Origin of the sequence: Staphylococcus lutrae, assembly GCF_002101335.1 — a bacterium.
GTDB classification, from domain to species: Bacteria; Bacillota; Bacilli; order Staphylococcales; family Staphylococcaceae; genus Staphylococcus; species Staphylococcus lutrae.
In genome coordinates, this window is sequence record NZ_CP020773.1 from 1133935 (window position 1) to 1156616 (window position 22682).

The window sequence follows — 22682 nt, forward strand, 5'->3', positions numbered from 1 at the left end:
ATTGCTTAACTGTCAATTTCAAAGTTATAATGCTACAATTATTCACTATTTCCGTACACTTTAAAATAATTTTTCGATATGCTTACTATATTTAATAATTAGTTAATGGTCTTTTTAAAAATAACTGTTTAATATAAAATCATGTGTAAAGCAATATAAACTAACATAAATCTTTTGCTTTGGAGGAAACGATGACTTTTATTATTTTACTGATATTTTTTTTAATCCGCTTAGTCAGCCTCTCTATTTCAATCCGTCATTCAAAACAGCTGATTCAGAATGGGGCTAAAGAATTCGGACAAAAAAACTCAAAGTGGTTGGCAATCACACATATCCTTATCTACGTCGGTGCAGCAATTGAAGCGCTTGTCACACCGAGCACATGGGGCATTTCGAATACATTGGGTCTTATTATTTTAATTTTGGCTTATATTGTCCTATTCCATGTCATTAAAACTTTAGGTGCCATTTGGACATTAAAACTATATATTTTAGAAGATCATCCGATCATTCGTTCAGGGCTTTATCGATTAACAAAACACCCGAATTATTATCTCAATATTATTCCAGAACTTATTGGGGTCTTATTATTAACAAGTGCAACATATACGACACTCTTATTGATTCCATATGCTTATTTCTTATATGTGCGCATTCGCCAAGAAGAAAAACTCATGTCGTTATAATATGGACAACGTCTCTCTATTTCATATTCACTTTAGGGAGACGTTTTTTGTTTTTTCTTAAACAACATCCGCGTTAAAGCTCAAGACATGAATATGAAAACTTCATTTAGAGATTAAAAAAGAGGACTTGAGACCGTGCTCAAACCCTCTTTCACAGATGTACTATTTATTATCCTTCTTTGTTTGACGAGGACGTCTCAATATGAATAGTCCCCCTAATAGCGCAAGTATCGATCCAATCAATGGTGTTTGCATTGTTTCCGCTTCACCTGTTTCAGGTAAACTTTCCTTCTTGTTCTTACTCATTGAATCCGATTTTGTATACGACACGACCTTTTTTATTGGATCATGATTCGGCTGCATCGGTTCACCTGGCTTTTCTGGTGTCGGATTCTCTGGATTACCTGGTTCACTTGGTTTTTCCGGTGTTGGATTCTCTGGGTTACTTGGTTCATTTGGCTTTTCCGGTGTTGGGCCTTCTGGGTTACCTGGTTCACTTGGTTTCTCTGGTGTCGGCTCAACTGTTGGTCGGTAGAACCCACTATCAATCGTCATATCATCCGCGTTATTGACTGTTACCGTCACTTCTTTTCCATCAGAATCGAATGCATCATTGCCGATGTCTTGTAATGTTGCCTCATATCCTTCTGGCGGATAGAACGTTACTTTATATTGACCATTAACTAAATGTGTAAAGTGATACATTCCTTGTTCATCTGTCATTGTTTCTTCCGTTGTCCCATCTGCTTTCGTTAAAACGACTTTGACTCCCGCTATCCCTGGCTCGTTTTGGTCTTGAATACCGTTTTTATTTGTGTCTTCCCATACTTTATCGCCAATCGTATACGTTGGGTCTGGTACAACTCTGAATCCTCTGTCAATCGACAAATCATCTGCATCATGAATCGTCACCGCAACGCGTTGCATATCCGAGTCGATTTCAGAATTCCCTACATGCACCTCAACTGGAACGAACTGTTTTCCAGCTGCATTCACAGTAGGATCTGTAAACTCAACGATATAATCACCATTGTTTAAATTCGAAAACAAGTAGTAGCCCTCTGCATCCGTCACTGTCGTTTGCAACACTTCATTTGTCTGAGGGTTTTTCAATGTCACTGTAACATTTGCAATGCCTTTATCCGCAATGTCTTGTACATTATTATGATTCACATCTTCCCAAACTCTGTTTCCTAAATTAAAATGCTTCTCCCCTTGACCGGACGCTGAACTTTTTAATGTCTCAATACGATTTTCTGAATAAACTGTTGTCCGTACAGTATTTTTTTCATCATTTCCTAATAAACTCACACGTTGTACTAGTGGCTGTGTCGATTTTAAATCTTGCATTCCTTTCGTGTACACGACATATCTTTTTGAAGTCACTTGCTCTGCAAATTTAATGGACACCATATCCGTGCCATTTGTATTATACGTCAATGTATAGTCTGTATGAGGCGTCAGTTCTAGTAACTTAGAAAAATCTGGCTTATAACTATCCGCTAAGGTCACACCGTCAGGCACTTCATAGACTTTAACGGTATCATTGCTTGCCACAACTGCACTGCTTGATTCAGGCATTGTGTTATTGCCGTAGCCAAAAATTTTCACTTCCGGTTTACTGATTGTTTTCTTCAAAAGGTTCACGTACGCAACTTGCGAATATTCTCCCGATACAAAATCAAACTCATCGAAAAACGAATTAATATTGACATTGTTTTCCGAAATCACGTCTTGATATTTCACATCGAATGTTCTTGAAGTCGTTTGTCCCGCAACGGTCACATCAACTTTTTGCGGCCCAGCTTGTTTGACTACATCTCTCTCAATATAACTCAACAAATTGAGCTGTGCAGATACGTTATTATGTTTGTCTACAAAATCAGTAAATGTATACGTCAACGTTCTTGTGTTTAAATCATATCGACCTGTCGCAATCAACTCTCCACCTGAATTATAAATACTTGGCGGTGTCGATCTATTTTCAAAGAAGTCACTGATTTGAACATTGTTTGAATACTTGACTTCAAAAGTATCTCCCGCTTTAACTGAATCGTCTACGTTAAAATTGATTTGTGTTTCAAGATGGCCAAGTTGATGTGGATAAACGACACCGTCATTATCTCCATTGTTTTTATCTTTATCTGTGATCACCGTTTTAATATTCGATATACCCGACGTGTTGTCGACCGCTACCGTATGGATGGGTGGCGTATTAGACAATGCGACATGAGATGAAGATGCTTTTTCCGTTGTAGTCGGCACTGCAATAACTGCTTCTGATGCATTTTGGGAAGGCTGTGGCGCCTCTGTCGTCGTTGGACTTGTTGGCTTTACCTCTGTTGTTTCTGAAGGCGTTGGTGTAGGTGTTGGGGGTTGCGCTGCTGGCATGTCAGTTGCCACTGCTTGATTTGATGCCGTATTTGATGCCGGATTCGCTGGCATGTCTCCAGGCTGAGTCGTATCCTCAGATAGCATATGCTTTTCGACTTGTCCTGCTTCCGGAACGGCCGCGCCCACGTCTCCTTCAGCTGCGTGCGCTTCTTTGGCATTGAGACCAAAAATTAAAGTCGCTCCAATCAGTAAGGACGCTGTTCCTACTGTATATTTTCTTATCGCATAAGTATTCTGTTGATGCGCGAACACATCATCTTTTGCTTTGGTTTTCATGTTGTAAAACCCTCCTGTATTCGTTCGTTTTAATCAATATGATGTTTAACATGTATCGGTTTAATCTCATTTATTAATATTGAGATAAGGCAAAATCAGATACATCATTAAACCGCTTTCATAAATAAGTGCTAAAGGTTTTCGAAAATGACATTGGCTTATTTTAACGCCATCACTTGATGCAACAATGTTCTTAATTTTAAAAATATTATCGTTTTAAATGGGTTTCATATTTAGCAATTGTTTTATCATTTGTCTTTTTACGACTCATATGCAAATAAGAAAAGTGATGTTTTAGATGTTGTCTATCAACATTCAAATAATAACTGTCGGTAATATGATTGTAGATAATGGGATCATCCAAAATATGCCAATTGTCACTCTCATGGATGTAGTTACGAATATGTGCGATATCTCTTTGTATCGTTCTAGAGCTCACCCCCCATTCATTTGCCATATACATTTTGTTAATTTCTTTGCCTAAAATCAAATCAGTATAAATTGAAAGTAATCGATAAGGTTGATTCATACACTCCTCCTCATAACATATTTATATTGTAATAAATAAGATGGACATATTATGTCATTAATAATATATAGATAAATAAACTTCAAGTTAATGCTTAAGTCATTAAGTATGTATTTTTTATAAAATTAAAACAAAAAAATTATTGTAGTATGTTTTTATGCGCGCCATTGACCCGTATCTCAATCTCCACACTTTTTAAAGCTAGGAATTACATTTAAGTCGATAGCGCAGCAATTTTTAATACGAATGGACGCGTTCGTTTGACTGAAATTTTTGTTTTTAAAATGCTATACTGATAGATAGCAATAGATTGACATCCTTATTAGGCACGTGTCATGTCATAATGAGGGATTTCAAAGGAGGTTTTTTTAGTGGTAAAAGTAACAATTATTGCAGGGGGTCACAAAGTTGCATCTCGTTTGACAGGGGTGATCGAATATACAGAACGTTATCTCAACCAAGCGGAGATTGAGACAGAAGTCATTCAAGTCCATCAACTCGATGCAAAAGCACTGATTACTGCTGATTTTTCAAATGCCTCTATTACCGCTACGCATCAAGCAATCGAGGAATCAGAAGGCATTATCATCATTTCTCCAGTTTTCAAAGCAGCGTATTCTGGTATTTTAAAAACATATCTAGATTTATTACCACGCCGCGTTTTTACCGGTAAGACCGTCTTGCCTTTAGCCGTCGGGGGTTCTTTTGCACACGTCTTGGCGATGCAATATAGTCTCGATCCAGTCATTAAAGAACTGGGGGCAGATACGATTCATAAAGGCCGCTTCATTTTAGACCAACACATCTCTTACAATGATGACGGTAGTTATCACTTTGATCGCGAAGCAGATGAAGCGTTGAGTAAGACACTCAAAAAATTTGTAGACGATAAATCGACGGTTAAAAGCTAATCGTCTCACATCGGGGACATGCACTTTTAACCATTAAAAGCCGTTAAACGCCAACGCGCATTTTAACGGCTTTTTCCTATTCACAAATCACATAATTATAGGCGCCTCCCCTTTTAGAGCCTATCTATAAAAAAGACCCGATTAAATGTAGTGAACACTTAATCGAGTCTTTTTAGTGACATTATTTTAAATATATTTCTAATAATTTATTCAAATACTTTTCTTTTGAATAGCCCCGAGTGAATCGTTCAAACAAGTAGACATCAGAAGAAAATCCGTTTAACAATAAGTCCAATTTCAATTGAACATCTGTCATTTCATCTTGTTTCGCGATTTCGTTTTCTAAAATCCGATATAAGTCATGATAAAAAGGCGCCGCACTAAATGAGTTTTCTTTCAAACCATGTTTTTCAATAAAACTCAGCAAATTCAAATTGCGCTCTTTAAACTTAATAAAGATCTCAAGCACCCCATAAATTCTATCGTACATGGATGCTTCACTATACGCGGCTAAAAAAGATTCAATTTCATCAAACATATCACTGATTTGATCGTTAATGACGGCTTGGCAAAGCAATGATTTACTCGCAAAATGGCGATATAGGGTGCCAACACCGACCTCAGCACGTTTCGCAATCGCTGTCATATTGATAGATTCCAAGTCACTATTTTCATGTAACATTTGTGAGACTGTCATTAAAATCTTCTTTTTATTGCGTCGGGCATCTAACCGCTTTGTCTTTTCCTGATTTTTCATCGTGTTACATTCCTTTTATTCTGCTTCAATTTTTTCTAGTCGATCCACCTTCAAATCGATACCGAAATGCGTGTTTAACAATTGACGGTAATTCTCTTTTGTCACGGGTGATTTTCGTTTTCCTTCTTCATCCGTGACAGTAAAATTTTGATGAGACAATGTCACTCTTCCAACTGAAGTCGGCATCGTCACAATCAAACGTTTCACAAAGACGGATTCTGGATTTTTTGAATTATACTCTATTTTATCATCAAAGTAGTCTAAATTTCTCGCTTTATTTGTCACTTCATATTTTGTTTGCCATGCGTCATCTACCCATTTCTGAACACGAATCATCCCTTGACCACTCACAGCTCGATACGTTCCATTTGTATCATCGACCGTGTCTTCACCGTGTTCTGTGACATGCATGACTTTAACCGGTAAATCACCAAATCCAACGTCCACAATATACGTTTCGCCTTCAAGATCGACAGCCAATGACATATGAGAGTCTTCTCTGCTGCGACCACCCCCCGGCGTATGAATCGTCCCCGCAAGGAAATACGGTTCAAAGCCTTTTGCTTCTAAATACGCTTTAAAAAAGGTATTCATCTCATAGCAGTATCCCCCTCTATGTTGTTCCACAAATTTTTCATATAAATCATTAATATCTGTAGAAATCTCAACACCATTTTGAACATCTAAATTTTCAAATGGGATATGTTGCATAAAATGGCGAAGGTAATAATCCAACGCTTCAACGCGCGTCTCAAATTGTTTATTTTGATCCACTGCGATTCTTTCATCTATTTTTTGTACATCCATAATATGATGCCCTCCCCCTATCATGTTAATGACACTATCATATCTGTAAAAGATTCATTTGACAAATGGAATGCATTCCGCTTAAAATAAGTGATAGTTAATTCCGTTTATAAAGGAGCGTCTTCAGATATGTCTCAAATCAATTCGAAATCCCACTATATGCCAGCTGTCATTGTAATGATATTGGGGGCTTTTATCGCAGTACTTAACCAAACATTACTCACAACTGTACTTCCTGAAATTATGCGGGATTTTAGTCTCACAAGTTCTACTGCTCAGTGGCTCACCACGATCTTTATGCTTGTCAACGGTATTATGATTCCAATCACAGCGTATTTAACACAGCGCTTTTCATTGAGAAAATTATTTATGACCGCGCTCACTTTGTTCATTTTGGGATCATTATTATGTATGTTAGCGCCACAATTCGTCATTATTCTTGTCGGACGTGCCATTCAAGCGATGGGCGCAGGGATTTTAATGCCATTAACGCAAATGTTTTTATTCCTCGTCTTCCCAGTAGAGAAACGTGGGATGGCAATGGGGCTTTTCGGACTGGTTATCGGATTTGCACCCGCGATTGGTCCTACCGCGTCAGGATGGTTCGTTAATCTATTCAATTGGCGTTATCTGTTCTTAATCATTTTAGTTTTCTCAGCCATTGTATTACTCTTTGGCTACTTTAAAATGATGAACTTAACCGAACTCAGTAAGCCGTCATTGGATATCTTGTCTGTCATATTTTCTACATTAGGTTTTGGTGGATTATTATTTGGCTTTAGTTTAGCGGGACAGCTCGGTTGGCGTAATCCTATCGTCTATATGACAATTATTATTGCCATCGTCATTTTAGTGGTATTTGTCCGTCGTCAATTGAAACTGGAACAGCCGATGCTAGAAATGCGTGTTTTTCAATATCGCTCGTTTACCATTCCAATCGGCCTTGTCATCTTAATGTTTTTAATGTTTATTGGGACATTAACGATTTTACCGATTTACATGCAAACGATGCGAGGCCTTACACCGCTACAATCCGGACTCATCTTATTACCTGGTGGACTTGTCATGGGCTTACTCGCTCCTGTAGCAGGCAATCTCTACGACAAAATAGGCGGCCGTGTATTGGCGCTTTCCGGCATGCTCTTTATCTTTATTGGCGCGATTCTCCTTTCATTTTTACAAGCAGATTCGTCGATATTCTATATCATTAGCGCATTTTTAATTCTTATGCTTGGAAATGCCGGCATCATGGTTCCGATGACGACTGAAGGATTGAATGCCCTACCTAAAACATTCATTCCACATGGAACAGCAATGAATAACACGTTGAGACAGATTTCAGCTGCCATTGGGACGGGGTTACTCGTTACATTAATGTCACAACTCGCCGCGACATATGATGGGCCGTCAGTGATGGGCAATATTTTCGGTTTGCAATGGACATATCGCATCGTTGCTGCACTCAGTGTCGTTGGTATCATCATGGCATTCAAAGTTTCAAAAAAACATTCTTAAAACATTTCGGAGGGAAATCGCATGTTATTAAATCATGTTATTAATGCTTACGTTGCAAGAGATATTATCAAAAGTGGTTTACCAAAAGTAAAAAGTGATGAAAAAATGGCCACAGAATTAAAGGAAGCGTTCAATATTGATCGTGAACTGATGCAAATTGCAGGAATTTTTGAAGTTGTGGGCTCTATCCTATTGTTGACTTCATCGTTTGGTAAAGCAGGGATTAAACTTGTTCGTCTCGGTGCAATCATGATTAACATTATTATGGGTGTCGCAATGTTTCAACATTTAAAAGCTGGTCATGGTGTTAAATCAACACAAGCAGCTGGAAAATATTTTCTTTTAAATACTTTAACGCTAATTGATAGTTTTAAAAAGTAAAAAAGGGTAATACTAAATGATAAGGGGAGGCCGATCCATATCGTAAAAATGCGGACATTCATTCCGACTTTGCTCAGCCTCCCCTGTCGTTATTGAATAAAAAATTAAAGGAGCTGAATCAAAATGACAGCGACTAAAAAAGCAATCGATACACACGCACATCTATGGAGTGAAGCCTATCTTGAAAGACTCGGAAAACTCGGTAGTCAAGGCACAGAAGTAGCAAAAGGCATCAACCAATCTGAAACAGATGAAGACCTACAAAAACGCTTTAAAATGATGGATGATGCGGGTGTAGGCAAACAAATCATTTCTGCCACACCACAATCGCCACAATGGGGCACAAAAGAAGAAGCAAAACAATCTGCAAAAATGATTAATGACTTATATGAATCACTCGTTCAAAAATATCCAGACCGCTTCTTAGCTTACGGTGCTGTCTCTTTACCTTATATTGATCAAGCCATCGAAGAAGCACGTACATTACTCGCTAAAGATGAATTTATCGGCATTGCCATTCCTACGCTCATCAAAGATAAAATTTCCGTTGCAGATTTGCAATTCGAAGCTTTTTTCGAAGCAATGAATGACCTCAAAGCCACACTTTACATTCACCCAACTGGTTGCGGCGCACAATCTCCAATGATTAATGACTACCAATTACATTGGGTCATCGGTGCACCGTTAGAAGCAACTTTCACTGCATTACATTTGTTGAAAAATAGAATCCCACAAAAATATCCAAATATTAAATTTCATATTTCTCATTTGGGAGGCGCCTTACCTTTCTTTATTCAACGTATTGAAGATAATTATGAAGATTGGAATGCTTTTGAGGATAGTCCATGGGAAATTTTAAACCGTCAATTTTACTATGATACTGCGAATTTCCATGCGCCTTCATTAATTAACACGATGGACTCATTCGGTGCTGACCATCTCATGATGGGGAGCGACTTCCCATACTTCCAAGACGAAAAATATACGCGTGCCGTAACCTATATTAAAAATTCAGGTATTGATCCTGATAAAATTGATGGCATTTTATATGGCAACGCCATTCGCTTTTTTGAGATTGATCACCCTCATGAATCGCACTAAACACCAACGCAGGCCCTAACGATTAATCACATGTATGTTTTTAGAGGTGACTCGACTTCTCCACGCCACATTTAGTTTGTGTGGGAAGTCAGCCTACACTCTACACGCACACATTCCCATGCGTTTAAACATGCCACGTCCCTATTGATATATCAACTGTATGCTTCATCTATGATTACTAGTGTGATGTCATTGCATCATTTGGACTTCACTTGTACCTTTTAACACAAGAAGCACGATAGGGTCATGAAAATGATCCACTGAAGGACAATCGCTTAAAATTGCGTATAAAAAAGGGCATCTATCAATATTTGACCATTCATAGATGCAACCTCTTCACATGATTTTGATTCTCTTTGTATTCTTTAAGTCATTCCCCAAAGAATACAATCATTCCAGACTAATATTTGTCGATTTTACAGTGCCACCTGAGCCATCAGTTGGCACGATTCTATACATTTTGAAACCATCTCTTACAAATTAAACAAGTCATTGAAAGACTCTGCCATTGTTGGATGTGTGTAAATCTGATCTCGCAATACGGTATACGGCAACTGTTGGTCCATCGCTATTTTAATGAGATTGATCAATTCCTCAGAATGGGCACCATATAATGTCGCACCTAAAATTTGATTAGACTGCGCATCAACAACTACTTTAAATAGACCGCGAGGATCATTATTGATTTTATGACGCGGGATTGTGTTGACTGCCATTGCTTTTTCAATGATGTCATACCCTTGTTCTCGTGCACCTTTAGCAGTCATCCCTATGCGAGACATTGGAGGATCAACAAACATGGTATACGGAACCGCCCCACGTTGCGCGGTTGTACGTTGACCGTCACCATATAACTGTGACTTCACGATTCTATAATCATCTAAAGAAATATAAGTGAATTGTAAATCCCCTGTCACATCCCCAACAGCGTAGATATGATCAACCGTTGTTTGTCGTTGTGCATTGACGATAATCTCACCGCGTTCACCTAACTGCACGCCTGCCTTTTCTAAATTTAAGCCGGCTGTATTCGGTTGACGTCCTGTCGCGATGAGCACAGCATCTGCTGCAAATGTTCCTTGTGTTGTCACCACCAAAGTGGCTTCCGCTTCGTCTACAATTTCTGTCGTCTCAGCATGATAAACGATACGAACGCCTTGTGCGATTAAATCCTCTGTCACCTGTTTGGCAATCGCTTCGTCCTCATTTTTCAATATTTGGTTTGAACGTTCTAACACCGTCACCTCTGTATCAAAGTGTGCAAACATTGAAGCAAATTCTAACGCAATATAACCCGCACCGATAATAACAAGCCGTTTCGGTTGTGTTGTCAAATCCATTAACCCTTTGGAGTCATAAACACGTCTCACCGTTTTGACACCTTTAAATGGTGGAATCACGGATTGTGCGCCCGTATTAATAACGATATGTGTGCCTGTAATTGTCCGAGTCACTTCACCTTGTTTATTAAGCAAATCAATCTCATGCGCCGTTCTAAAAGTGGCAGTCATTTGAATCACATCGATTTGTGCATCATCTGCTAGAAGATGATAGTTCTTATGATTTAATGCCTGAACAACTTCACGTTTTCGCTGCATCGCTTCATTAAAATGCCCATGTGCCAATCCGTCATGAACGAGTACTTTTGATGGAATACAACCGACGTTGATACATGTGCCACCATACATCTCTTCTGACTTCTCAACAACGGCCACCTTCTTACCTTGTTGTGCCGCATATTTTGCAAGTGTTTTTCCTGCTTTTCCAAATCCAATTACGATTAAGTCGTACTGTTCCATTTAATCTGCCACCTCTTTAATTTGATGCATGATATCACCAATAGTTAGTTGTTGGTAATATGCCGCAATGCGTTCTTGTTCATTCAAATAATGCCGGTACATCACTTTTTCAATCTTCTGTGAAATTTCACAGTGACTTCCTGTATATCCAGTAAACAAGCGCCCATGTTTTTCAGGTCGGCTAAACATATGAAACAAATCAACCAACTGAATTTGCGGACCCGTTTCAGTCGCCAAATAGCCCCCATTTTTTCCACGTCTGACTGCAACATAGCTTTTTTGTTGCAGTTTTGACATGACGCGACGTAACTGAACAGGATTGACACAGACATTTTCAGCAAGTGCGTGACTGCTGAAGACTTCTCCATCATGTTGATTTAAAAAAGCAAGAACGTGCACAGCAATATTAAATTCAAGATTCATCGTTGCACCTCTTTAATTGTAATTTTTATAGTTACATTAAAGCATGATTTCCACTTAAAGAAAACGGATATGCTTAAAATTTATTACATTGTTGTACACTGCTCTGTTAATATGCCATCTTTCATCTCAAATGTTCTATCACAATATGCGGTTAAACGTTCATCATGGGTGACAATGATGCACGTTTTACGTCGTTGTTTGACCTGCACTTTTAAAATATCCATGACTGCTAAGGCATTCGCTGTATCTAATGAAGCAGTCGGTTCATCTGCCAAAATGATCGTCGGCTTCGTATAAAGGGCCTTTGCGATGGCAACTCGTTGTTTTTGACCGCCTGATAATGCGCTTGGCAACAAATGCATTACTTCTAACAACCCCAACTGCTTGATGAGCCCTTCAAACTCAGAAAGGGTCATCACATCTTTTTTATAACGTTTGAGGAGTTGAAATTGTTGCTGTACTGTTAAAAATGGAATCAATTGGGACGTTTGTAGAATAAAACCGATTTGTTGCATCCGTACACGCGCTAACGCTTTTTCATTTAAATTCGATAATTTTTGATGACCGATCGTAATCTCACCAGACGTTGGCTGTTGTAGCGCACCCGCCATTGTCAAAAATGTACTTTTTCCAGACCCTGATGGCCCGACAATCGCAATCAATTCACCTTCATTGAAATGTAGCGTCGTTGCCTTCACCGCTTCGATCTGATGGTTGCCATCTTGGAATACTTTCGTTACTTCTTGGAACTTCAACATTTCAAAAACCTCCTACCCTATCGCAATCAGCGGATCTATTTTTCTGATGGTTAAAATCGAAAACAAACTTCCTAATAAAGAGACGAAGATTAGTATGAGTCCGAAAACACTTAAATGAAACCAATCAAATTGAATCGGTACTGCTGAAGGCAATAAACGCGCCGTTAATAAAGTGAGAAGTAACCCTATGCCTGTGCCTATCAATGCTAAAATCAAAGTTTGTGCCATCACAACGCGGGCTAAATCCCCATTTGTAAAACCTTGTGCTTTTAAAACACCAAACAAAGTGACTTTTTGTAATGTCATCACATACAAAAATACCGCAATCACCGTTGCTGAAATCGCAAATAAAAAGCTGATCATAAAATTCAATGTTAAATTTTGTGCTTTGTATCCGGGTAGCCCTTCAATAAATGTATCGATATCAATGATTTCAAGCTGTGAATTTAGTTTATGTTGGTTCCAATCCTTATCTTTAACGACCACCGCATTGATTTGTGGATCTGCTAATGTAGGGTTAATGCCTTCAATGGTTTGAGCGTTTCCGAATAAAACAGCTGCAGCATTAAATTTCGCTGATTGACTAAAACCGACAATCGTGAGCGTTTCATTCGATTGTGATAAAGATAAATGATCGCCTATTTTAAACCCTTTTTCTTTCAATGTGCGATCTGCCACAACTTCGTGACGCTTTTCAAACAAACGGCCTTCTATTAATTTGGGTATCATCCAAGCTTGTGGCTCTGTCCCGTATAGTAATACATTGTCTTTAATTTTCCCATTCGATATAATGACCCTTGTTTCTTTTAAACTCACTTGTTGATCAAACTTACCGTCGACCCATGCTTTGTTAAAACGTGATTGTTCGATCGTTCGATTGGCATTCTTATTTAAAACAATCGCATTTGCATGCCACTGTTGAATGCCTTCTGTGTTCATGTTAATCAATCCTTTTGCTAATCCTGAAAGTAAAAATAATAAATAACTAATCAAGACAAGAATCCCAATAATCAAACTAAATTTAAGTCGATTGCGTCTAATTTCATGCCATGCTAAAAACATCGATTCCCTCCTCATTTGTGCCTGATATGACCATATTCCCTTTATCTACGATTTCTAAGCGCATGCGTCAAACGCACACTGAATAATCGCGGTATTGACGACACCGATGATCGCCCTTTTCACAAAAAACGGCGTGCGACAAAGTGAGCATTTTTCCATCTCCACTTCGACACACGCCTACATTTTTCTATCTTTTATCATGTTTCAATTCAAATCAGTAAAATCCCACATAAGACTACGATAATCAATGAAGTCACCATTTGGCGTAAAATCATACGACATCCTTCTCGAATGCCTAACTGACGTAGTACCATTGTCATTGTAACGGAGCATGCCGTAAACGTTGAGCTAAAAAAGACCAGCACTAACAATTGTATGGCAGATACTTTTTGAATGATACTGCCGTGATCCAGATTGAACAACAACATGCCATCTTTACGAATCATTGAGAATAAGAGTCCCGGTGATAATTCATGTGGCAACTGTAATAAGTTCAAAATAGGAATAAATAATTGTGACACACCTTCAAGTAAAGGCGTTAACGCCAAACTACTTGCGAGAAAGCAAATGGCAATAAATATCGGCAAAGCTTGTAAAATAAACATCCGAACACTACCCCACATTTCGAAAACCGTACGACGAAATGAGGGCCATACGAGCGTTTGACGTTGAAGGGGTTGCATGGGAATCAAGGCAGTTGAAGTCGTCGGATACCATAGTCGATTGTGAATCACACCGCCGATTAACACCAACGCGATATACGGCAAAAACAACCAGGATTGATGCGCAACGTTAAATATTGATAATGTCGCTCCAATTTGATAACTACAAGACGTCCCAAAACTAATGAGGCTCATACAACGCGCCTTCGTACAGTGATGACATTGATGTCCGGCTTGTACGATGGCTGCTGCATTACAACCGAATCCTTCTAACACTGGAATGATATCTGTCCCCGCAAGTCCTACTTTTCGCATCGTCGGCGTGATTGCCCAAATGATTGTCGGTTTCAGATGACTCTGATTGATCAGTGCAGTCGATAAACTTAGCAAGACGACGACCGGCAAAGCCCAAACCAAAGAGTAGGTGCCTAGCGATAAAACACCGTAATCCCCGAATAATAGTGCCTGTACGAGCGACGCTTCAAATACCGGTGCTTGAGCGATACGCGTGATCCACGGTGCGATATAGTGATTTTGAAACCACTCTGAAAAATGGTACGCCCCATAGACCGGTAACGCAAACATCCCGAAAATGCATAGCCAACCGAGGACAGTTTGTAATAACGTCGGTCGCTGCGCTTGCTGTTCGTGCCAAAATAATTGTAACTGTCGCACGATATATTGCGTTTGTTCGTGATGAGAGGGGACAGGATGTTTCAAAGACACTTCTAAACGATGTTTGATGATCCAGCGTTTTAACGCTTGTTGTTCAACGGGATCCAATTTGTTCCAACCACATAATTGAAGCTGGTGCGGTCCTTGTGGAATCGGCGTCACTCGACCACTGAACAAATCGTACACCACCGTTAACATGAACAATCCACTTCACAGCAACGATAATCATCTAAATACATTTGATTATCACGATACCGTTCTATGCACGCTGTGTCGACTGTCAATTGTTCACGCTCCATGACAGCACGCGTTAATACTGCAAAACGCGCTCTAAATTTATAAATATAGCACAAAATAGCTTCGGCATGACGCACGGTTGCACCAATTAAAAATACATTCGGATAACGTGTGGATTCATCCAGATCCGTTAAGCGTACTTCCCCTTCCTGTACAGTGAACAGTTGCTGAACAAGCGGATTTTGTGTCACATCAAACCCCGTTGCGATAATCGGTTCGGTTTGACTGTAGACCACCGCACCATGTTCAAAGTGAATTTCATACTGCTGATGACGATAAACAATCGACTCTGCACGATAGTTCACGTTGATTTCAATTTCTTTTCCTTGTTCCAGAACGTCTCTTAAACGTTGATACGTATAAGGTGACAAACGAATGCTCGGATCGGCAACTTCGGCGTCAAACCCTGTGGAACTTGTATAAATAGAGACCTGTGCGCCCCGTTGTGCTAAATGAATCGCCGCATCAAAGGCGCTTTCATTCCCACCAATAATTGTGAATGCTTCTCCCGGTAATTCTCGAAAATCCTCCACTTCACTGTAATGAAGTCCATGTTCAAAAGGCTGGTTCGGAAAAGCAAAATCACCCGTTGCGATAAAGAGATAGTCTGCACTAAATTGCCCACGAGACGTGCTCAACTCATATCGTCCATCGACCCATTGAACGTCTTCTACATACGTCTGTGTCTGAATCGGGATGTCATAATGTTCCGCAACGACTGTTAAGTATTCTGCATAGCGCTCACCAGATAAATGTTCTTCATTAAATGTAAAAGCCGGTGAAGTGTCTGTCGAGATGGCATTCATATCCGGCATACCAAAGCCGTTTGAAGTAAATGATGGCGTTATTGTCCGTGTTGATTTTGGCCAATTTTTAAAAGATTGTCCAATTGTGCCACTTTCTAACACGCATATTTCATCAAATTGAAATGTTTTCATTGTGACGGCCATGCCAATCCCTGCTGCGCCTGCACCAATAATAATGACACGATGGTGTTGTGGCTGCATCACAATCCCCCCTTATAAATCGAAATGATTACGATTTATAATTATAAAACTTCTTTTCTTAGATTGCAATCAACAGCGCCTACTTTTCAAATCACATCTCCATCGTTCAACACGTACAGCTCGCTATGCACGATAATATGACAAAAAGCGTTCCAGACGGTCACACGCTGCTTTCAATGTGTCCATATCACAAGCAAATGATAATCGCACGTAACCTTCCGAAAAATCAGAAAACGACTTGCCTGGGACAATGGCTAACTGTTCATGCTCCAACAGCTGATTACAAAAGCGAAAAGAGTCACAATCATAAGCGGACACATCAGGAAAAATATAAAAAGTCCCTTGTGGTAACATCACCGGTAAATTCATGTCTGTCAGTCGTTGATACACATAATCACGACGCGCGCGATAAGCCGCGTTCATCTTTTCAATATTTGCTTGGCCTTCTTTCAACGCTTGAATGGCCCCATACTGACTTGGCGTTGCGACACAAATCGAATTGTACAGGTGCACGGTCGTCACTTCTTCAATCCATTCCGGTGTAGAGAGAACGTATCCCACACGCGCCCCCGTCATTGCATGTGATTTAGACAAACCATTAACGACAAAGAGTTGCTGACGTATCTCTGGAAACTCCATAAATGAATGATGTCGTCCTTCAAAGACATTCTCACTATAAATCTCATCTGTAATGACAAAAATATCGGTCTCTTTTAAAACTTCGACAATGTCTGCAATATTTTCATAAGATAAAGTGATGCCTGTAGGGTTTGTTGGATAATTCAATATAATCGCTTTCGTGCGAGGGGTAATGGCCGCTTGAATCGCTGCGCCCGTTGGTATGAACCCCGTTTGCGTCGTATCTATCCATTTCACATGCGCGCCTTGTAATTTCACAATCGGTTCATAACCCAGATACGTTGGCCCCGTCAAAATCACTTCGTCGCCTGGATTCAGTATCGTTCTTAAAATATCATCAATCCCTTCTGACGCCCCATTTGTCACGACAATTTCTGTCTCTGGATCATAGGTGGCGCCAAAACGTTCAGCCGTATACTCTGAAATGGTTTGTCTTAATGCGAATAATCCTTTATTATGCGTATACTTTAGACGCCCTTCTTGTATCGCTGTGACCATCGCTTCTTGAACATCATGCGCAACAGGGAAGTCAGACTGCCCTAGCGTTAAGTCTAGGCAATTGGGATATTGATCGACCTTGTTTGCAAATTGTCTTGTCCCTGGTACTTCGATTTCTCGAATATGTGCATTCAATCTATTCATTTTATCTCGCTCCCTCCATTAACTGGTTGCTTTTTATTATACAATTTCGATATACCAATTAATAGGATGGCGTTCACACATAAAGCACAAATAAGCGTCACCGTCGATTGAGGACCGAAAAGGGTGATTCCTATGAAAACCACTATGACACTCGCCACAATCGCAATTAAAGCGGCTTGTGCGGTCAATCGCTTCATCAACAAGCCCAATAACACTGGCATAAAAATACCCCCTGTCAATATCGCATAAGCGACATCAATCGCAACTAACACTTCTTTGACCCCGATCGCAATCATCATCGCACCAATCGCTAGAATGAAGGCAGTGAGTCGTGTGATGCGCAACATTTGACCATCTTCCATATTTTTAAAGAGATACGGTTGTAATAAATCGCGTGAGACGATTGTCGCTGAAGCTAACAACGTACCCGAAGCCGTCGACATAATCGCTACAATTAATCCCGCAAAGACGATACCTAATAAGCCAGGAGGCAGTGTCTCAAAAGCCATATAAGAAAAAACGTTTTGCGTATTTTGAATGTTTGGGAATAAGACATACGCACACATACCGATTAAAATCATGGCGATAGAGTATAACGCACTATACACACCCACGAGTACGCCAGATGTTTTCGAAATCCGCTTTGTTTTACCTGTAAAAAAGCGTTGCCAAATATCTTGTCCTACCATCACACCGAGGGTATACGTCACAAAATCATTCAATATTTCACCGATTCCGATATTGAAAAAGCTCAAATGAGACACAGGCAGATGTGCGAATAATGCCGTCACACCGCCAACACTATGCAAGCTTATCGGCAACATGATACAAAACATCCCTATTGTCATGACTAAAAATTGAATGACATCTGTAATAGAAAGCGTCCACATCCCACCTAAAACGGTATAAATAAACACGATACAACCCCCAACGAGTATCGCGGTCATCATATTCCAATTGAAAATTCGGGAAACGACAGCCCCCATTGCAATGACCTGTGTGACACAAAGCATTAAGGTATACATCGCCGTCACCACAGCTCCGATAATACGCACACGGTGACCAAAACGTCGATATAACAACTCACTAATCGTCATCACGCGCAAATTCATAATGCGATCGAGTAAAAACAAGCCAAACACTGTAATTCCCACCCCAAGAGAAAATACAAACCAAAATCCAGAAAGTCCTATCTCATATCCGAGTTGTGACGCACCAATTGTAGAAGAGCCCCCTAAAAACACTGCTGTGAGACACCCGAATAACATGAATAACCCTAAATTGCGATCAGCCACCATATATTTCTCAGATGACTTTGCCTTTAACACGCCTATGACACCGATAGAAATCAGTGCTGTGAAGTAAATCATAAATACTAAAAAGTCTATTGTCTTCATCTTGATCAACTCGCTTCTATCTGTCTTTTTGTTACTTCTATCGCATTGTTTCATCCTTGCCTGATTCAAGCGCTCATCATACTTCCATTAATAGTGTTTAGAGCGTTTGCTTTAGTTAACATAATATTTAAGTTATGGATAGTTGTTTTTTTATATAGTATACATGTAAATATAGAAATCTAAAAATTCAGAATTAATCTTGCATTTTTTTAGATAGTAATATAAAATTATTATTGTAATATTATATTAAATAATAAGGAGATGTCTCAAATGAAAGCGGAAACAAAGGTAGAGTATAAAAAACCCGAAGTTAAATCTGGTAAAGCACTGAGCCATCAATGTAATTAATGCATCAAGGTTATAGTTGATTTAATCAACTATAACCTTATTTATATGTATCTAGGGGGGATAACATGATTAAAGATATGCGACTAAGAAAAGATTTAAAAATTTTATTTAACCCTAAAACTAGTCAAATGCATAGATTAGATGATATGGGAGTTTTGTTTACAGAGGAATTACAAAAGAATACTTTTAATCAAGCTGTTATTAACATATCAAATCAATTCAAAATATCAAAAGAAGAAGTTCATAATGACCTTTTAGAATTCCAAAAGAAAATATCTAGTAACATTTATCCAGTTGATTTTGATATTGAAAAGAGGCATGAGCACCCATTATCATTTCCACTTCGACTAGAAATTGAAGTAACTTCTTTATGCAATTGGAATTGTGGTTTTTGTTATAACGTATGGAAAATAGACCCTAATTTATCTGATAAAGAAGTTAAAAAACAAATAAAACTCTTACCTCAGAAACATTTGGCTAAAGAAACAATTTTTAAAATACTGAAAGAAGCTAGTAAAAAAGGATGTTTAACAGTCAGATATAGCGGTGGAGAAACTCTTTTACACCCTGATATAAAAGAAATATTAGATTATGGCGGAAAACTAGGATTACATCAAATTGTTTTTACAAATGGACATTTTATTAATGACTCAATGATTGAGAATTTCAAAAGAAATAATGTTGGTACTGTTTTAATTTCATTACATGGCGATAAAACTACTCATAATTTTTTAACTGGACATAAATTTGCTTATGATAGAGCTATTAATGCTATAGAAAAATTATCAAATTCGGGAATTGATGTTGTGACAGAATTAACCTTAGTAAAAGATAATATTCAAAATTTAAAAAAAGTAGTATTAGATGCATATGAACATGGCAGCAAATACTTTAGTGTTATGAGATATGTTCCAACTGGAAAAGATGATGAAAAATATGCTGTTAAATATAATGAATTGCCCGAATTGATAAAAAACCTTGACCAATTTATTGATGAAAAAGATTACATTAATATTGCATGGCCATGTGGTCAAAAAATGTGCTTGTCTGAAGAAGATAACCCTATTACTTTTAAATCTCCAATTTTTCAAAAAATAGATAAACAATTTACTGGAAGCTGTGAGTCTGGAATTACTTGGGCAAGTATATCTTTTGATGGTAGGTTGAGAAACTGTCCTCATAGTAATGTTTATTTTGGAGATGTAGCTCAAAATAATATTGAAAGTTTATGGCAGAAATTGACAACGAAAGTCCATGAAGTATTACAACCTAGAAATAGTTGTTCAGGTTGTCAATTTTTAAGTAAATGTCAAGGTGGTTGTCATTTGAAATACTTTTTTGATAAAGAAACTACAAAAATAAATTCTTTTTGTTAGGAGGAGTGAACAAAATGATTAAACTCTACGGTGGAGATAAACAATTTTCCTCATGGTCTATGCGAGCTTATATATTATTAGAAGAATCAAAACTTGATTATGACTATAAAATGATTGGTTTGGACTGGCCGGTAAAATACCATGAAAATGGAGACATTGAAATAATAACTGGAGATAACGATTACGAAATTCCAAAAGAACCAGCATCTGGTTGTGGTTGCCAATTGACCCAAATATTAAAAAATGATTCTACTGGTTTAATAAAAAATAGTTTTTCTAAATTTTTACCTCGCGTTCCAATTTTAATTGATACTACAAATAACATTGTCATTTCAGATATTTTAGTTATGGAACAATATTTAAGAGATTTCCACAACATTAATTTGTTATCTGATAATAAAACGTTACAATATGAAATCTTAACTTTTTGTAGCCACATACACGCTGATTTATTACCTTTAATGAGTGAGATGTCATTTTCAAATTCATTTAGATCTCCTAATAAATCTGATATTGGTGAAGTTGGGATTACTCAATTAAATGAAACTTTATCTTTATTAAATAATATCTTAAATAAATACGAAAAAAGCTTTCTTTTTGATGATAATTTAACATTTGCAGACATAATGTTTGCTCCTATCGCAAAACAAATAGATGGTTGGAACATTGAAATAAGAAATTCTAAAATTAGAGAATATATAAATGTATTATTAAATCATTACTCTATAAAAAAATACATTTCTGAAGCAAAACAATTTTACGATAATATTGATAACTCTATAGTAGATTCTCCAAAATGGATAGTGTCTCATTATAGATATCATACCGATTTAAAAATGCTAAATAACCCCAAATATGATGTTTATCATATCCTAGATAATAGCACAGCAGAATTATTTTATTCTTTAGCAGTAAAAGACCATTCTAAAACTGATATCATTAATTTCGTGAGTACTAAATTTAACGTTGATAAAGATACTATCAAACAAGATGTAGAAGATTTTTTCAAACTACTTCATCCTAATTCTTTATATAAGGATAAACTAAAAGATGCGTAATTCTTTCATCTTTTCTGAATTTAACCGACTACTTATTAATGATATGTTAATATACTTAATACCTCTTTTCGGAATAACTCTATATAACTTTTCCGATTCCAAAGTAGTTTTTCTTACTTCAACTTATTCAATTGGTTTTATTATTTTTAGTAAGATTTCTGGTTATATTATTGATCGATTTAAAAGCATAAAGATACCTATTCATTTTTATATTATTTTTATAGTTGTTAATATTATTTATATAATGACAATAGTAAATAATTACAGTAATTTCATTACTTTTTTAATTTTTATAATAATATTGAGTTTAATATCTACTACATTAGAGATTAACACCAGTGTTTTTATCCCTGATTACTTCAGTGGGAATTTAACTTCTATAAACAGTTTAGTTCAATTAATGAGATCTATAGTTAATTTTGTTTCTCCTATTTTTTCTTTTGTATTCACTAATAATTTCGTTTTAGCCTTATTAGTTATGTTTATTTTACAAATGGTGAATCTTCTTATCTATTTAAATATGGGTTATAAAACTAAAAACACTGTTTCTAAAAAAAGAGAAAAGTCATCACCCAATGAAAAAACTAATGATAAAAACTCTTTTCTTTACATTATTAACAACAAACAAATTTTATTAATAGTAATAATAACCATGGGCATAAATTTTTCTATGACTATTTTAACTAATACTATTGTTTTGTATATGATCCGATATCTTAATTTACAACATTATATAGCTGGAGTGATTATAAGTATTTTATCCTTTGGTGCAATAATAGGGTCTATGTTGCCCAAAATAATTATTAAAAATATAGGATTTGAAAAATCTATTGGGCTTATGAATTTAATTTTAAGCATTCCCTTTATATTCTTAATCTCAAAATCTTATTTATTCTTTTTAGGAGTTTTTTTAGGATTTCTCTCTCGCAGTTTTGGAAGTATCTTAAGAACAACTGTTCAATATAGAATTATACCTGAAAATATAAGAGGTAATATAAACTCTACTATATATTTATTTACATGGGGGACAATTCCACTTGCTGGATATACAGCTTCTTTATTATTAAAAATATTAACTCTCCATGATTTGTATATTTTGATTTCTATTATATTCATAGTATCTAATGGTCTTTTCATAATTAGTTTTCATTCAAAAAAACCATAAGTTCATACGGTACACTA

The 22682-nt window shown here is 37.3% G+C and carries 20 protein-coding genes and 1 pseudogene; 8 read left to right on the top strand and 13 right to left on the bottom strand.

Annotation, left to right across the window (positions count from 1 at the left end):
• Nucleotides 1-191 precede the first annotated feature (191 nt).
• Entirely contained in the window at nucleotides 192-686 is a 495-nt protein-coding gene (locus tag B5P37_RS05235; protein WP_085237240.1) for an isoprenylcysteine carboxyl methyltransferase family protein, read from the top strand.
• Between the two features lie 162 nt (nucleotides 687-848).
• Here B5P37_RS05235 and B5P37_RS05240 read toward each other — a convergent pair whose 3' ends face one another.
• The 3 genes and pseudogenes from B5P37_RS05240 to B5P37_RS05245 form a co-directional block, all read right to left on the bottom strand.
• A complete protein-coding gene (locus tag B5P37_RS05240) occupies nucleotides 849-3164 on the bottom strand; it encodes an SdrD B-like domain-containing protein (protein WP_420852988.1) in 2316 nt (771 codons plus the stop codon).
• A gap of 51 nt (nucleotides 3165-3215) precedes the next feature.
• Nucleotides 3216-3308: pseudogene (locus B5P37_RS12345) on the bottom strand (YSIRK-type signal peptide-containing protein); the annotation flags it as partial.
• Nucleotides 3309-3564: 256 nt separating this feature from the next.
• Nucleotides 3565-3885 carry a hypothetical protein gene (locus tag B5P37_RS05245; RefSeq protein WP_085237242.1) on the bottom strand — a complete coding sequence of 107 codons (321 nt, stop codon included), beginning with the start codon at nucleotides 3883-3885 and terminating at the stop codon, nucleotides 3565-3567.
• Nucleotides 3886-4256: 371 nt separating this feature from the next.
• Between B5P37_RS05245 and ssuE the strand changes: the two genes are divergently transcribed.
• The gene (ssuE, locus tag B5P37_RS05250; RefSeq protein ID WP_085237243.1) at nucleotides 4257-4796 is read left to right on the top strand and encodes an NADPH-dependent FMN reductase; all 540 of its coding nucleotides are present in this window, start codon (nucleotides 4257-4259) and stop codon (nucleotides 4794-4796) included.
• 181 nt (nucleotides 4797-4977) lie between these two features.
• Here the strand turns inward: ssuE and B5P37_RS05255 are convergent, their stop codons facing one another.
• The gene (locus B5P37_RS05255) at nucleotides 4978-5553 is read right to left on the bottom strand and encodes a TetR/AcrR family transcriptional regulator (RefSeq protein ID WP_085237244.1); all 576 of its coding nucleotides are present in this window, start codon (nucleotides 5551-5553) and stop codon (nucleotides 4978-4980) included.
• Between the two features lie 15 nt (nucleotides 5554-5568).
• Nucleotides 5569-6360 (bottom strand): arylamine N-acetyltransferase family protein, encoded by a 792-nt coding sequence (locus B5P37_RS05260; RefSeq protein WP_085237245.1) that lies wholly within the window; start codon nucleotides 6358-6360, stop codon nucleotides 5569-5571.
• A gap of 129 nt (nucleotides 6361-6489) precedes the next feature.
• Here B5P37_RS05260 and B5P37_RS05265 point away from each other — a divergent pair, with 129 nt between their 5' ends.
• The 3 genes from B5P37_RS05265 to B5P37_RS05275 all read left to right on the top strand — a co-directional run bounded on the left by B5P37_RS05265 (nucleotide 6490) and on the right by B5P37_RS05275 (nucleotide 9357).
• Nucleotides 6490-7875, top strand: coding sequence for an MDR family MFS transporter (locus B5P37_RS05265; protein WP_085237246.1), 1386 nt, complete (start codon nucleotides 6490-6492; stop codon nucleotides 7873-7875).
• Between the two features lie 21 nt (nucleotides 7876-7896).
• A complete protein-coding gene (locus B5P37_RS05270) occupies nucleotides 7897-8256 on the top strand; it encodes a DoxX family protein (protein WP_085237247.1) in 360 nt (119 codons plus the stop codon).
• A gap of 123 nt (nucleotides 8257-8379) precedes the next feature.
• On the top strand, nucleotides 8380-9357 hold the full coding sequence (locus B5P37_RS05275) for an amidohydrolase family protein (protein ID WP_085237248.1): 978 nt from the start codon (nucleotides 8380-8382) through the stop codon (nucleotides 9355-9357).
• Nucleotides 9358-9830: 473 nt separating this feature from the next.
• Here the strand turns inward: B5P37_RS05275 and merA are convergent, their stop codons facing one another.
• From merA to B5P37_RS05315, 8 genes are all read right to left on the bottom strand, one after another.
• Nucleotides 9831-11156: a hypothiocyanous acid reductase MerA gene (merA, locus tag B5P37_RS05280; protein ID WP_085237249.1), complete on the bottom strand. Its 1326-nt coding sequence runs from the start codon at nucleotides 11154-11156 to the stop codon at nucleotides 9831-9833.
• Nucleotides 11157-11579, bottom strand: a complete 423-nt coding sequence (gene hypR / locus B5P37_RS05285; RefSeq protein WP_085237250.1) for a redox-sensitive transcriptional regulator HypR — start codon at nucleotides 11577-11579, stop codon at nucleotides 11157-11159.
• A gap of 83 nt (nucleotides 11580-11662) precedes the next feature.
• Entirely contained in the window at nucleotides 11663-12337 is a 675-nt protein-coding gene (locus tag B5P37_RS05290) for an ABC transporter ATP-binding protein (RefSeq protein WP_085237251.1), read from the bottom strand.
• A gap of 12 nt (nucleotides 12338-12349) precedes the next feature.
• Entirely contained in the window at nucleotides 12350-13399 is a 1050-nt protein-coding gene (locus B5P37_RS05295) for an ABC transporter permease (protein WP_085237252.1), read from the bottom strand.
• Nucleotides 13400-13608: 209 nt separating this feature from the next.
• Nucleotides 13609-14934, bottom strand: a complete 1326-nt coding sequence (locus B5P37_RS05300; RefSeq protein ID WP_085237253.1) for a nucleoside recognition domain-containing protein — start codon at nucleotides 14932-14934, stop codon at nucleotides 13609-13611.
• Entirely contained in the window at nucleotides 14928-16040 is a 1113-nt protein-coding gene (locus B5P37_RS05305; RefSeq protein ID WP_085237254.1) for an NAD(P)/FAD-dependent oxidoreductase, read from the bottom strand. The genes B5P37_RS05300 and B5P37_RS05305 overlap by 7 nt, the downstream gene beginning before the upstream one ends.
• A 123-nt stretch (nucleotides 16041-16163) precedes the next feature.
• A complete protein-coding gene (locus B5P37_RS05310; protein WP_085237255.1) occupies nucleotides 16164-17321 on the bottom strand; it encodes an aminotransferase class I/II-fold pyridoxal phosphate-dependent enzyme in 1158 nt (385 codons plus the stop codon).
• Entirely contained in the window at nucleotides 17318-18718 is a 1401-nt protein-coding gene (locus B5P37_RS05315) for a sodium:solute symporter family protein (protein ID WP_085237256.1), read from the bottom strand. The genes B5P37_RS05310 and B5P37_RS05315 overlap by 4 nt, the downstream gene beginning before the upstream one ends.
• A gap of 413 nt (nucleotides 18719-19131) precedes the next feature.
• Between B5P37_RS05315 and B5P37_RS05320 the strand changes: the two genes are divergently transcribed.
• Genes B5P37_RS05320 through B5P37_RS05330 form a run of 3 tightly spaced genes read left to right on the top strand, consistent with a single transcriptional unit; the run spans nucleotide 19132 to nucleotide 22665 of the window.
• Nucleotides 19132-20442, top strand: coding sequence for a radical SAM protein (locus B5P37_RS05320; protein ID WP_085237257.1), 1311 nt, complete (start codon nucleotides 19132-19134; stop codon nucleotides 20440-20442).
• A gap of 14 nt (nucleotides 20443-20456) precedes the next feature.
• Nucleotides 20457-21500, top strand: coding sequence for a glutathione S-transferase family protein (locus B5P37_RS05325; protein ID WP_244898642.1), 1044 nt, complete (start codon nucleotides 20457-20459; stop codon nucleotides 21498-21500).
• Nucleotides 21501-21543: 43 nt separating this feature from the next.
• Nucleotides 21544-22665: an MFS transporter gene (locus B5P37_RS05330; protein WP_169710781.1), complete on the top strand. Its 1122-nt coding sequence runs from the start codon at nucleotides 21544-21546 to the stop codon at nucleotides 22663-22665.
• Nucleotides 22666-22682: the final 17 nt, after the last annotated feature.

Coding starts and splice junctions, on each gene's coding strand:
- B5P37_RS05235 (WP_085237240.1), top strand. CDS start 192: ATGACTTTTATTATTTTACTGATATTTTTTTTAATCCGCTTAGTCAGC.
- B5P37_RS05240 (WP_420852988.1), bottom strand. CDS start 3,164: ATGCTATCTGAGGATACGACTCAGCCTGGAGACATGCCAGCGAATCCG.
- B5P37_RS05245 (WP_085237242.1), bottom strand. CDS start 3,885: ATGAATCAACCTTATCGATTACTTTCAATTTATACTGATTTGATTTTA.
- B5P37_RS05255 (WP_085237244.1), bottom strand. CDS start 5,553: ATGAAAAATCAGGAAAAGACAAAGCGGTTAGATGCCCGACGCAATAAA.
- B5P37_RS05260 (WP_085237245.1), bottom strand. CDS start 6,360: ATGGATGTACAAAAAATAGATGAAAGAATCGCAGTGGATCAAAATAAA.
- B5P37_RS05265 (WP_085237246.1), top strand. CDS start 6,490: ATGTCTCAAATCAATTCGAAATCCCACTATATGCCAGCTGTCATTGTA.
- B5P37_RS05270 (WP_085237247.1), top strand. CDS start 7,897: ATGTTATTAAATCATGTTATTAATGCTTACGTTGCAAGAGATATTATC.
- B5P37_RS05275 (WP_085237248.1), top strand. CDS start 8,380: ATGACAGCGACTAAAAAAGCAATCGATACACACGCACATCTATGGAGT.
- merA (WP_085237249.1), bottom strand. CDS start 11,156: ATGGAACAGTACGACTTAATCGTAATTGGATTTGGAAAAGCAGGAAAA.
- hypR (WP_085237250.1), bottom strand. CDS start 11,579: ATGAATCTTGAATTTAATATTGCTGTGCACGTTCTTGCTTTTTTAAAT.
- B5P37_RS05290 (WP_085237251.1), bottom strand. CDS start 12,337: ATGTTGAAGTTCCAAGAAGTAACGAAAGTATTCCAAGATGGCAACCAT.
- B5P37_RS05295 (WP_085237252.1), bottom strand. CDS start 13,399: ATGTTTTTAGCATGGCATGAAATTAGACGCAATCGACTTAAATTTAGT.
- B5P37_RS05300 (WP_085237253.1), bottom strand. CDS start 14,934: ATGTTAACGGTGGTGTACGATTTGTTCAGTGGTCGAGTGACGCCGATT.
- B5P37_RS05305 (WP_085237254.1), bottom strand. CDS start 16,040: ATGCAGCCACAACACCATCGTGTCATTATTATTGGTGCAGGCGCAGCA.
- B5P37_RS05310 (WP_085237255.1), bottom strand. CDS start 17,321: ATGAATAGATTGAATGCACATATTCGAGAAATCGAAGTACCAGGGACA.
- B5P37_RS05315 (WP_085237256.1), bottom strand. CDS start 18,718: ATGAAGACAATAGACTTTTTAGTATTTATGATTTACTTCACAGCACTG.
- B5P37_RS05320 (WP_085237257.1), top strand. CDS start 19,132: ATGATTAAAGATATGCGACTAAGAAAAGATTTAAAAATTTTATTTAAC.
- B5P37_RS05325 (WP_244898642.1), top strand. CDS start 20,457: ATGATTAAACTCTACGGTGGAGATAAACAATTTTCCTCATGGTCTATG.
- B5P37_RS05330 (WP_169710781.1), top strand. CDS start 21,544: ATGTTAATATACTTAATACCTCTTTTCGGAATAACTCTATATAACTTT.